General features: G+C 56.6%; 8 protein-coding genes. 1 reads left to right on the top strand and 7 read right to left on the bottom strand.

The annotated features are described in order from the left end of the window. Positions 1 to 32 precede the first annotated feature (32 nt). Entirely contained in the window at positions 33 to 620 is a 588-nt protein-coding gene (locus QPL96_RS16540; protein ID WP_303288416.1) for a TetR/AcrR family transcriptional regulator, read from the bottom strand. 91 nt (positions 621 to 711) lie between these two features. On the opposite strand from QPL96_RS16540, the gene QPL96_RS16535 reads away from it, so the two are divergent. After that, positions 712 to 1,824, top strand: coding sequence for an S-(hydroxymethyl)glutathione dehydrogenase/class III alcohol dehydrogenase (locus tag QPL96_RS16535; RefSeq protein ID WP_303288415.1), 1,113 nt, complete (start codon positions 712 to 714; stop codon positions 1,822 to 1,824). A 235-nt stretch (positions 1,825 to 2,059) separates the two neighbouring features. Here QPL96_RS16535 and QPL96_RS16530 read toward each other — a convergent pair whose 3' ends face one another. The 6 genes from QPL96_RS16530 to QPL96_RS16505 all read right to left on the bottom strand — a co-directional run bounded on the left by QPL96_RS16530 (position 2,060) and on the right by QPL96_RS16505 (position 12,270). Beyond that, entirely contained in the window at positions 2,060 to 3,460 is a 1,401-nt protein-coding gene (locus QPL96_RS16530; RefSeq protein WP_303288414.1) for a methyl-accepting chemotaxis protein, read from the bottom strand. A gap of 74 nt (positions 3,461 to 3,534) precedes the next feature. Continuing rightward, complete coding sequence (locus QPL96_RS16525) at positions 3,535 to 4,863, bottom strand: DUF1329 domain-containing protein (protein ID WP_303288413.1); 1,329 nt, start codon at positions 4,861 to 4,863, stop codon at positions 3,535 to 3,537. 15 nt (positions 4,864 to 4,878) lie between these two features. Further along, the gene (locus tag QPL96_RS16520; protein ID WP_303288412.1) at positions 4,879 to 6,792 is read right to left on the bottom strand and encodes a DUF1302 family protein; all 1,914 of its coding nucleotides are present in this window, start codon (positions 6,790 to 6,792) and stop codon (positions 4,879 to 4,881) included. A gap of 43 nt (positions 6,793 to 6,835) precedes the next feature. Continuing rightward, positions 6,836 to 9,301 carry an RND family transporter gene (locus QPL96_RS16515; protein WP_303288411.1) on the bottom strand — a complete coding sequence of 822 codons (2,466 nt, stop codon included), beginning with the start codon at positions 9,299 to 9,301 and terminating at the stop codon, positions 6,836 to 6,838. A gap of 11 nt (positions 9,302 to 9,312) precedes the next feature. Next, entirely contained in the window at positions 9,313 to 10,305 is a 993-nt protein-coding gene (locus QPL96_RS16510; RefSeq protein WP_303288410.1) for a glycosyl hydrolase, read from the bottom strand. Between the two features lie 258 nt (positions 10,306 to 10,563). Continuing rightward, positions 10,564 to 12,270, bottom strand: coding sequence for a sigma-54-dependent Fis family transcriptional regulator (locus QPL96_RS16505; protein ID WP_303288409.1), 1,707 nt, complete (start codon positions 12,268 to 12,270; stop codon positions 10,564 to 10,566). Positions 12,271 to 12,636 lie beyond the last annotated feature (366 nt).

The raw sequence follows: 12,636 nt of genomic DNA, 5'->3' as shown, positions 1-12,636 counted from the left end.
ACCAGTCTACTAGTTAGTGATCGAAAAAAAGTTCAGCCGATGTTCAGGCATTGTTTGAAAAAGACCCGCACGAACCGCTCCATGGGTTCCGTGGACTTGAGAACCTTTGAGCGCAGGATGGCGCCCTCCCAGCCGGATAGCAGGAAGCTGGCGGCGTCGGCCGGGTCTATGCCGGCGCTGATGTCCCCGGCCCGTTGGGCCTCGGCAAGGCACTGTTCGAACCGTTTTTCCCAACTGGCAAAGACCGTGTCCAGCCGTTGCCGGAAGGCCTCGTTCTGCCCCGCCAGCTCCTGGCCCAGATTGCCGATCAGGCAGCCCCGGGTGTACTCGCAACCGGTCATGGTCTCAAAGCCGGTGTCGAAGTAGGCGCGCAGGCGGTCCACGCAGGTGCGGCTGGTGTCGTTGAGAATCCGATCCAGTTTGGCGTCGTATTCCTCCGCGAAGGTATCAATAACCGCCAGACCGAAATCGTGCTTACTGCTAAAGTAGTGATAGAACGATCCCTTGGGCACGCCGGCGGCCGTCAGCACGGCATTAATGCCGGTTGCGCCAAAGCCTTTCTGGCCGATCAGGTCGGCGCCGGTGTGAATAATGTGGGTGCGGGTGTCGTTCGTTGTCATGATTGGTATATTAGACCGGTCGTCTAGATTCCGTCAAACAACCGGAATCCGTAATAGCCGAGATTCCCAATCGATCCAGAGGAGCCTGCCAGTGATTAAATCCCGTGCCGCGGTGGCGTTTGAAGCCAACAAGCCGCTGGAAATCGTTGAAGTTGATGTTGCCCCGCCGCAGAAGGGCGAGGTCCTGGTGCGTATCGTTGCCACCGGTGTATGCCATACCGACGCTTACACCCTGTCTGGCGCTGACCCAGAGGGCCTGTTTCCCACTATCCTTGGCCATGAAGGTGGCGGTATTGTTGAAGCGGTCGGCCCCGGCGTAACCGGACTGGAAGTCGGTGACCACGTCATTCCCCTCTATACCGCTGAATGTGGCGAGTGCAAGTTCTGCACCTCTGGCAAAACCAACCTGTGTGGCGCCGTTCGTGCAACCCAGGGCAAGGGCGTTATGCCGGATGGTACCTCCCGCTTCTCCTATAAAGGCCAGCCGCTTTACCACTACATGGGTTGCTCCACCTTCTCTGAATACACTGTGCTGCCGGAAATCTCCCTGGCCAAGATCCCCAAGGAAGCGCCGCTGGACAAGGTTTGCCTGCTCGGTTGTGGTGTGACTACCGGCATCGGTGCAGTTCTGAACACCGCCAGGGTTGAAGAAGGCGCAACCGTTGCTATCTTTGGCCTCGGCGGCATCGGCCTGGCTGCCATCATCGGTGCCAAGATGGCCAAAGCCGGGCGAATCATCGGCGTGGACATCAATCCCGGCAAGTTCGATATCGCCAGACAGCTGGGCGCTACCGATGTGGTCAATCCCAACGATTACGACAAGCCGGTTCAGGAGGTGATCGTCGAGATGACCGACGGCGGCGCGGACTACACCTTTGAATGTGTGGGTAACGTGAAACTGATGCGTGCGGCACTCGAGGCCTGTCACAAGGGCTGGGGTGAATCCACCATCATCGGTGTTGCCGGCGCCGGTGAGGAAATCAGCACCCGTCCGTTCCAGTTGGTGACCGGCCGGGTCTGGCGTGGTTCAGCCTTTGGTGGCGTAAAGGGCCGTACCGAGCTGCCGGGCTATGTGGCAAAGGCCGAGAAGGGCGAGATTCCGCTGGATGTGTTTATTACTCATGAAATGCCTTTGGAGGACATCAACAAGGCCTTTGATCTGATGCATGAGGGTAAGAGCATCCGGACGGTTATTCATTTCTGATGGATTCAGGGCTCCCCCGCAGCCCCTTTTTATCGGGGGAGCCAGCTTGTGATCCACGGTTTCTATTTCTGGTTTCGGCTGGCATCAGGTGTTTGATCAGCAGTTGCTGCCGGCCTGCGTGGTAGCCGACCGCCTGGCCGACTTTGACAGAATCGAGAAGCTGCTCGCTGGTTGTGACGGCTATCTGATGAATATCGTGAATGTCCTGATTCAGTTGCGATACCGTCTGGCTTTGCTACTCACTGGCTGCCGCAACCTGTTGGTTAAGGCCATCGCTTTCGACAATGCCCGCCGCGATAGCCTGAAGTGCTTCGGCACAGGCGGACACCTGCTCGACGCTGCTGACAGACTGGCGCTTGCCCTTTTCAATGGATTCGACCACCCGTCGGGTGCCCTCCTGTAAGTCGGTGATCATCGCCTGAATCTCGTCTGTGGATTCCTGGGTACGCTGTGCGAGAGAGTGGACTTCATCCGCTACCACAGCAAATCCGCGCCCGCTGTCACCGGCACGAGCGGCCTCAATGGCCGCGTTCAGTGCCAGCAGGTTGGTCTGTTCCGCAATAGCGACGATCACGTCCAGTATCCGGCCAATGGCCTGGCTGTTCTGGTCCAGTTCTTTCACAGTCTGGCTGGACGCTTCCAGCTCCCGGGCCAGCGCGTGGATGCTCTCCTTGGCGGCTGCCGCTGAGCGAGCGCTATCTTCTCCTGCTTCCCGGTTGCGTGTACTGAGGCTGGCCGCTTGCTGGGTCGTCTCTGAGACTTCTCGGATGGTTGCTGTGAATTCCTCAATGGACGTGGCTGCAATGGACAGGGCCGCTTGCTGCTTTTCCGAGGCGTCTGTGCTTTCCTGAAGCAGAGTGTTGGCCTGCAGGACATTGCCTTCTATCTGGCCGCCGCTGTCGCGAATCCGGGCTGCCATGACCTCCAGTCGCACCTCCACCATCCGCATGGCCAGCTCAATCTGACCCGCCACACCGGCGTTTCCGGTATAGACCAGTTGCTTGATTGGGTGAATGACGAGCCTGCGGCAACGATGAAATAGCCGGGTGAGGGGGCGATTGAGCTTATAAAGGAGGCCAAGGGAGGTAATGCCGCCGAGGGTAAACAACGTGGCAGACAGTCCGGGCTGACCGACCATTCCCGCGACCAGGGAAGGGGTAAGGCAAAGGGTACCGGTCAGCCATTGCAGGGTGGTTGGGGTAAGCCTGGGAATTCGCAGGGCAAGAGGCTGTTTTCCCTTGCTGCGGGCGCGGTATACCTGCTCAGTACGTTGAACTGTGACGGCATCGGGTCTCCGGTAAATAGCCTGGTACTCAAGAACGTTACCCTCATTGTCGCTAATAGGGCTGACAAAGGCATCAAGCCACCAGTCAGACCCATCGGCCTTGCGGTTGAGGATCATGCCCATCCAGGACTCGCCCCTGCCAACGGTTTCCCACAGATCCTTGAGCGGGCCCTTGGGCATTTTGGGATGCCTCAGCCTGTTGAAGGAGACGGCTTTCAGCGTTTCTTGAGAGAAACCGCAGAGCCTGCAGAATGCTGCACTTGCGTAGGTGATTCCGCCTTCGCTGTCGGTCAGAACCAGTAGCTGGTCGTGTTCGTGGGGGAAGTCCGGCAAAGGTTCAAATCGGGACATCTTGTTCAACCTCCGAAATGGGAAAAGGAGCCCGCAAAGGCGGGCCAAAAAGAGGAGCAACAATGAACGCCAGATCAGCTTCCGGTTGCGCGGAGGTGCTGAACGTTGAACATCTGGGGCGGAGACAGCTCTGGATCAACCTGCCCCTTGAACTGACCGGTAGTGCAGTGGCTGGCCTGAACATCGATCATGCTGAAGCTGTCATCGATGGAGACACCGCTGCCCTTGTTTTTCGGTAGGTGATGATCTGGATGGGCTTGGCCGATGGTAAAGGTTTTCCACAGGCTGCTTTTGCGGTCATAGGACACGGTACGGGGGATGGTGAAGGTCTGGGCGTCGATGTAGTGAACCCGCTTTGACAGCGGATGGCTCTCATCCACCGGTGCCGCTTCAACCTCGTACACCTTGCGCAGCTGCCAGGTAATATCCGGGAAGCAGCCGCCCTGGCCACCGAACGCTACAACCTGATAACCGTCGCTGTCGCTGTGGGTTTCTGAGTCCAGCTGCAGATCGTTGTGGTTGTAGAATGGCATCAGCATGTAGCGGGTGCCTTTGTAGGTCCAGTTCATGTCCGAGATGCGGCCGTTGTAACCCTCAAAATCCTCAATCATCAAGTCGGAGCCGAGGAAGGCATCGGTCACCTGACCGGTGGCAAGGCGGCGGACCCGGCGTTGGAAGCCCAGGTACAGCCAGGAGTTGTCCCGTTTCAGATCGTCGGCGGCCCGATGAATCAGCAGTTGGGTATTGCGCACATCTGCGGGGTCGAGAACCTGAACGTAGATAGCACGGAACAGGTCTGACGGGTTCGGGGTGATTTCCGGCGTCGGCTCCTGAATCACCCGCCCCTTGTAGTTCAGGAAGTGAAAGTTGAATTTGATGGTACGCTCCACTTTGCCGGAGTCCATGTCCCGGTACTTCCAGTAGAACGGGTAGATGGCCGCGCTGTCGCCCCAGTTGTAGCCGTACTTGTAGTTCCAGGCGAGCTTTTCGCCCGCTCTCGGGTCGTTGGCATCCGGTTCTTCGGGGAAGGGGCGGCCAGCGCTCCAGCCGCTGATTTCACCGACCTCATCACCAAGCGCCACCTGGCCGAGTGCGACTCGGGTCGCTTCAACATAGTTGGGGTGCAGGTCGAATGAGGTGGTTTCCCCCACAGTAATGGTGGTCCAGCCCTGTTCTATAAAGCCATAGAATGCCGGGTCGATGGCGTCCTTGAACTGGGCCACATTGCTTTGATTAATCACCATGCCAGGCTCGAGGCCTTCAAAACTCGGCGTTTCAGTTTTGTAGGGGTAGAACGAGTTGGTGATCACCGTCTCATTTGCCAAACACGCTGTCGACATCAGGCTGGCGGTGCAGCCTGCGATCAGGAAGCGAAAAACGGATCTTGTCTTTGTCGTAGTCATTTTGTTTCCTCGTTATCAGAAGCTGTAACGTGCAGTCAGTTGGATTTCGTCTTCTTTCTGGGCCATACCGATTGGACCGGACTGGAAACGGCCGAGGGGCTCATAGCCGGAAAGGCCGGCGGATTCCCCAGCGGGCTGGCCGGGATAGAGGGCGGTGAACGGATCCCAGGGGTTACAGCTGCGGCAGTCATCAAACTTGCGAGCCCCGTCGCCGACCTTGAAGTTGGCGCCGGCCGTGAACTTGAAGTTGTCGCTAACCAGCCATTCAACCGAAGGGGCGATTGCGGTTGCCTGCGCCCGGACGTCGTGTGCTGTGATGATCTGCGGGCTCAACCGACCGTTCATGTAGAAACCCTTGATCAACAGCGTGGCGATCCAGTTCTGTTCCCAGTCCGGTATGCCCGCTTCACCGAACAGTCGCTGTTCCCGTTCATGATCAAGTATGTGCTGCCCAAAGATTTGTCCAGAGAACAGGAACGCCTGATACTCGTTCAGGAAGGGAATGAAGATATTCTTGTCGGCACCAACCACATATCGAACGACATCCGATTCGGAGTACAGCTTCTCGCGAAGGGTGTTGGCGAATTCCTCACCAGAGGTATAGGCGGTTTCAACCCGGAATACGGTATCGATACCCTGGGAGTAATAGTCCAGTGATCCACCCACCAGATTGACCCGGGGGAAGTGGATATCGAATGCAATCAAGCCTGGCCATACCGCCGTTTCGCCAGTGAAGGCATTTTCAGCGGGAATACCGCCGCGCAAAGAGGGCAGCTGTGAACGATAGGTAAGGGCATTCAGGGAGAAGCCCAGGTCGCCATACACGCCTTCGAGTTTGAGACCGAGCTGGGTGTTGGACAGGCTCCAACTTGGCATGTGGGCTTCACGGATGCCGATCTGACCCGGGCCGAAGTCGGTCGCAATGCTGCCGTTGGCGAAGTTGGCAACGGTGCCCCCGTTTTCCCACAGGTTGTTCATGCCACGGAAGAAGCAGCCTGCGTCCAGAATGACGTTAGGCTGGCCGCATTGGCCAATGTCGTGGGGACGGAACTGATCGAAGTTCCAGACCACCTGGAAGTTCAGATCGTCGAACGCAAGGCCATCGAACACTTCGGTCGGGCCCATGCGATAGTCGGAACGGAGAATCCACATGGGAATGCGGATATCTTCCAGCTCGTCGTAAATGTTGTTGCGGGAGAAGTCCACCGGGTTGATAACATCCAGCACCCGGAACAGGTCTGTCCTGCCCCAGATCACCTGCTGCTTACCAAGCCGGGTACTCAGTACGTTGCCGCTGTCGAAGTTCAGATCGAAATCGACGTAGAGCTCACGGATGAAGTCCGCTCTGTCATTGAATTCCTGGAAGCGAAGCTCATTCAGATCCTTGTCCAGATAATCATCAATACAGCCCCGGCTATCGACATCGCAGGGCCGAACAGGCACTCCGAATCCGACACCACCATCCTGGGGATGCAGGTTTTCACCCAGGACGATCATGCCGTCGTTGGGGTTCTGATTGATATCGAAACCGAAGTTGGGTGTCGGAGCGATACCGCCACCATGGGGTACGAATGGGTCCGGGTTGGGCGCCGGTGCGGTGTCTTCAAGCAGGATGGCGCCGCCGGCGGTGCGGCCGTATTCGTCCTTGTTCAGATCGTAGACGCCGTCGTAGGTGCCGCGCAGGGTGCCATTGATGGAAACATTGCTGAAAATGCCCACATCACCAAATCGTTTCTCGCCTTCCAACTGCAATGTGTTTCGGAATTTGGAAAGGCCGACGCCCTCCCGCCCATAGGTTGCATTCTCGTAAAAGCCGTTGACCAGGGTATCTTCCGCGGCAACTGTCATGGTTATTGGAAACAGCGCGAGGCTGGCACTGCCCGCAAGGGTGCAGCACCAGAATCTCAGGCCTTTTATTGTTGTTTGCATGGCATGTCCTCGTTACAGGTTTTAGTGGGGCGGTATGCCGGGTTCAGGCCCGGTACGGCGCTCCCGTCACAAACCCATCGTCCTGTCTTGAGGCCAACACAGGGGATGGAGCGGATTTTGTTTCCTTGTGATCGGAATGCAGGATTCCGTCTTCATCGGCGTACACGTCGGTAATGAACCGGGGTTTGAAGGCGAGAACCCAGGAGGGCACGAGCAACATGGCGGCCATGCCGTTGATGACGATCATCACGCACAGCAGCAGCGCGGCATCAGACTGGAAGCGAAGATTGGAGAAGATGACCCACATGATGATGCCGGCCATCAGGGTCAGAGCGGTGAAACTGATCGCCATGCCGGTGGTGGAAATGGCTCGCCGAACGGATTCTCTCAGGTCTCCGCACTTGGCCATTTCTTCCCGGATCCGGTCCATCATGTAGATGGAGTAATCGATACCAACCCCTATCCCGACCGCAATGACCGGCACGGTGTTAATGTCGATACTCAGGCTATTCAGGCCCATATAGGCATAGGTCAGCGTAGTCGCAAACAGCATGGCCATAAGCATCATTAGCCCGGCATGCCAGGAGGTGTAGAACAGCATGACGAAAGCAAAGATAAGCAGAAACACGAGAGGCAGAACAATGACGTTGGTCTCGAACGCCGATTCGTTCATGGCGGCGGCTACACCGAGCGTTCCGCCGGCCAGCCGGATGGTCAGGCCTTCTACGCTGTCACCGTTTTCGGCAATCCACTGTTTGGCCATGTGGATGGCTCGTCGGATGGTTTCGCCCTGACGGTCCTTGTAGTAGAACACCAGGTTGGCGACGCGATCGTCGGTGTCGTTGAACTCGTCCAGGGCGCCGGGTACCGGGCTGGACGCCATGTACGTGAACATCAACCCACCCACGTAGCCGGCTTCGTGAGGAATCTGGTACCAGCGTGGGTCATCGTTATGCATCAGACGATTCACCTGCTTTACCAGGTCCGGTAACCCTTTGCTGCCGCCCACTTCGGGGTCCAGGAGCATGTGGGCCTGAAGATCAGACAGGGCCTCAAGCACCTCGGGACGCTTCAGTCCGCCTTTTTCACTCGTTTCCGCGACAATGTAGAGCTCCTCGGATCCCGGGAAACGGTCATTCACAACGCGGGAAGAGATGTTGTAATCGTGGTCAGGGTAGAGAATCGGCGAGCCTGGTTCAGAGTCACCAATTTGCACATTGGAAGCGGCCAGCAAACCACCCAGCATGGCGATCGCTGCCACGGCGAGAATGACTCGGGCTGCTCCGGGCCGAGTAACCGTTCTTGAGCAACTGGCGCCAATGTGGCGCAAGGCAGTTTCGCGAATTTCCGGATTCTTGGGCGTAGGCAGAATAGACAGCAGTAGCGGAACGCCGATCAGGACGGTAAAGACAACGGTGATCGCCCAGAGTGACGCGTAGATGCCAAGATGGGTGTTCAAGGGGATGGAGCCGATGGCGATCAGCGAGAGGCCAATAGCATCGGAGACCACACCCAGGGAACCGGGCCGGAAAAGACTGTCGAAGGTGGCCTTCGCAGCTTTCGGGCCGCTACCCAGCACCAGGGTTTCTGCGTAATAGCGCTCGACCAGTTGCACACCATGGCTCATGGCCCGCGCCGCAATCAAAAAGGGGATTACCAGACCCAAGGGGTCCAGGTTGTAGCCGAGTACACTGATAATCCCAAGCCCCCAGACGGTGGAGATGAGAACGCCTCCAAGGGGGATAAGCACACCGTACGCTTTACGGAAGTGGAAGATGAGCAGGGCCAGCATGGTGAGCACTGTGAAGATAAAGATCTGCAGGATCTGGTCCATGTAGGTGTAGGCCCAGCCCACCAGCACCGGCTGACCGGTGGCGTATATGGTCACGCCCTCGGCGGCTTCATTGGTGCGAAGCTCCTGGAGCTGGGTGAATGTCGCTTCATAGTCCAGCTTGCCTTCAATGAGCTGGGCCTTGACCAGCGCCATCTTCAGATCAGGGGAGACCAAAGGGCCGTAGACCCTAGGATTTGCCGCCACATCGGCCCGCATGGCATCCAGTGCTTGTTGGGAGTATTCACCGCTGGTGGAGTCGTAATAGGGTTCGGAGTTGATGCTACCGACTTCCGTTAACCAGATTTTCCGGGAGTTGCGGTGAGTGACGCTGGACACGAGGTTGTGATTAACCCCTGGCAGACTGTCTACCGCCTGCGTGATTCGATCAATCCGGGCGAGGTTCTCATTGGTGAAAATGTCACCATCGGAAAACTCGACACCGACCACCAGAACGTTGGCGCCGCCGAAGCTGTCTTTAATGCTGTTGTGCAGTTGAATGTATGGATGCTGTTGGGGCAGAAGGTCCGCAAAATCCGTGTAGATTTTCAGGCCGGGAATACGCAGGGCAAACATCAGTGTCAGTATCGCGATCACCGACAGCACCTTGCGCGGGTTGTTGAATATCCACACTTCCAGCAGATGCAGCAGATGTGTGAAACGATGCAATCCGGGCATGGTTGATATCCTCAGTCTATGCTGGCCGCAAGGGCCATCGGAATTTCAAGCTTGAAAAGCAGGCCTCGGCCACCGGCCACCAGTAGTTTCTGGTCGGGGAGTAACAGGCCGGTGCGCAGGTAAAGGGGCTGATCGGACTCGGAAATCTTCTCCCAGGCGGAGCCCTGCAGCGCAAGGACGGTGGCGTTGTCGGCGACGGCGTAGAGCGCGGAATTTCCGGGAATGAAGCCGAATACCGGTGCATTGGTGTCGGCTGGCATCTGTACCCAATTCTGGCCACCATCGGTGGTGTGGTAGATGAAGCCGTTCAGACCGCCGACCCAGCCCTCATTCGTGGAGCGGAAATAGCTGGTATGGGCGTAGAACTCGTCGGGCAGGTAACCGGCATAATCCCAGTTGAGCCCCCCATCGTCGCTGCGGAGCACCATGCCGTATTCGCCAGTGGCAATGGCCTGATCCTGGGTCAGGAACTGGAGATTGTTGATGATGGCGTCTTCGAAGAGAGACGTCTCGTCCCAACTCTGGCCCTGATCCGAGCTGTACTGGATGGTGGTAAAGCTGCCGGCGGTCCACCAACTGCCATCGGGGGCACAGGTGGCGGTCATCATCTGTTCCTGGCTTGGTAAGGCGTGCGAGGTCCAGCGGCTTGCCTGGGCGTTGCCATGCCAGATCTGGTTATCGAATGTCAGCGCGAGAAAGGAGCTGTCGGGACAGACATCCAGTGCCAGAAAGCTTGCGGTGGAATTTAGGGATTGTCGTCTCCAGGTGGCGCCATTATCCGAGCTGGTGAGCAGTACACCACTGTTGCCGGAAACAACGATGAGCTCGTCGTTCCGGGCCATGGCCTGGTAAAAGTCTGTGCGTTTGGATGATTGTTCGGAAACCTGGCGCACGGCCTCAAGATTGAGGGGAGCTTCGCAACCGGTCAGTAGGAACGATGAGCTGCTAACTATGGCAATGGCGATACCGACAGTGCGCCACGAGCGCAGAGGGGGATTTTGCATTTTCTGTCACCGTCTTTGTTTTTGTGAATAAAGCGACTGACGGTGAGTGAGCAACCGGTATGCCATGTCCTGTCTGGCGTTTTCAACTTACTGAAAAATATTCCAAAAAATGAGTTCTTGGTGGTAGGCGAATGAGCTGGGCGCGGCGCTCACATCTGTTGATTTTTATCAAATGATCAAACCTGGAATCAGATTGTTCATTTCGTGAGGTGGGATGTGGAAGGGGCAACATCCATGTTGCACGATATCTGCCGTGTTTCAGTTTTCGGCAAGGATGCCGGACTTTTTCAGTCTGTAGGCCAGGGCCGGGCGGGTAAGGCCGAGTATTCGGGCGGCTCCTGAAACATTCTGATTTGCCTGCTCCATGGCTCTGCGCATAAGGGTTTCTTCCACTTCGTCGAGACTAATGGAGTCCCCAAGAATCTGGTCGGCCCAGCCACCGCTGGTGGGCGACGAGCCCTCGTGCACCACATGCCCTTCGTCATCAATAAATTCATGAGGTTTTTCCGAGTGATTGTCCGGGAAGACAGCAAACAGAGAGTCCTGGCTGATGGATTCGTTGTTGTCAGTGAGTATGACACCGCGCTCAATGACGTTTTCAAGTTCCCGAATATTGCCCGGCCACTGGTAGTTCATACACAGGGCCAGAGCCTTGTCGGAAAGCCCCAGGGTCCGTTTGTTGTATTCTGAGTGGAACTTCTTGAGAAAATGCTCAACAAGCAGGGGCAAATCTTCCAGTCGCTCCCGCAGGGGCGGGACTTTTACCGGGAAAACATTCAGTCGGTAATACAGATCCGCACGGAATTTCCCGGCTTCAACGGCCTCGACAAGGCTTTCATTGGTGGCCGCAATCACCCGAACGTTGACCGAGCGTGTCCGGTTGTCGCCGACCCGCTCCAGTTCGCCTTCCTGCAAGACTCTCAACAGCGTTGCCTGGGCCCGGGCTGTCAGTTCCACCACTTCGTCAAGGAATATGGTTCCACCGCTGGCGCGTTCGAAGCGGCCGGGCCTGGACTGGTTTGCGCCGGTATAGGCGCCTTTCTCCACACCAAACAGTTCCGCTTCAATCAGATCCGGAGGAATGGCCGCACAGTTCACAGCCACGAAGGGCTGCTCCGCCCGTTCACTGCGGAGATGGACACTTCGGGCGATAACCTCTTTGCCCACGCCGGTCTCGCCGAGAAGAAGGACTGAGACCTTGCCCATGGCGGCCTTGTCAATCATTTTGCAGACTTTGTTGTACGAGGCGGACTGACCAATCCCGTAGTACTGCCCCTGCTGTTTCTCAAGGCTGCTGCGCAGCGAACTCACCTGCGACTGGAGGTCGTAGAGCTCTTCGATCATGGGGTCAGCTTTGAAGTACTGGATGAACTCGTCAGCGTCTTCCCATTCTTCGGCTGGCTTGCCCACGATATGGCATTTCTCATCGCCGCAGCCCCGGCAGGTCACTTCCTTGAAGATGATCTGACGTCCCATGAAGGACGACGTATACGCGCAGGCATACCCCAGCAAGGACCAGCAGGCCGGTTCATCCATCTGACCAAGCTCGGTCTGGCAGATCTCCACCTCGAAGGAATCAATCCAGTCCAGTTCGCCGTAGAAGCCCCCCGTTTCCTGATCGATATCAATCTCGATCGGGATCACTTTCACCATGCCCTTCAGGGAATGAAGCTGGGGCCCAGCCAGGAATATGTCCAGTTCGCTGCAATGCGGGCGCAGCTTGCGGGCAAGTTCCGCATCCCGAAGCCCGGACTGGTAGCCGAGACGCAGGAAAAACCCCTTTGCCCGCTCAATGCCGATGGTGTTGACCATTTCGCGGCGAAATGCAGCCATTGCGGAAACCTGCATCAATAGCATGCGCTGTTCGCCGAACCAGATTTTTCCTTCCGTGCTTTGGAACCGGATTTGTTCCGTAAGATCCTGAAAATCTGCGTATTGCAGCTGTGGCTTATAGCTGATGGCCATGTCAGGAGCCCCGTTTGTTGTTGTATGGGGTGGGGTAAGCCTGGAATAAAATCTCAGGGTGCATGCAACAAAGTTGCTGTTCTATATAACACCTGATGAAAGTCAAAAATCAATCAAATGATAAAAAACTGGCCAATGGTCTGATGATTTTTCAGGCATCTGAGCATTTGCTGAGATGCCCCCTTCAAGTTGATCAAATAGTAAAAAGTGGCTGATCCTCAGGCCTGCTTTCGTTTCAGACTGGTCCCTCTCTGTCTCCCCGGTTATCGAAATAAAACTATAAAAAACAATGTCATGTAACTTTTGGGTATCCCCGAGTTCTGGCTTGGCACACCCGTTGCTCTCCTCCACTCAGCCAACAACAAA

The organism is Marinobacter sp. SS8-8, assembly GCF_030540945.1.
Taxonomy (GTDB): Bacteria; Pseudomonadota; Gammaproteobacteria; order Pseudomonadales; family Oleiphilaceae; genus Marinobacter.
The sequence above is the reverse complement of the archived record's forward strand: the minus strand, read 5'-3'. Positions and strand labels throughout refer to the sequence as shown.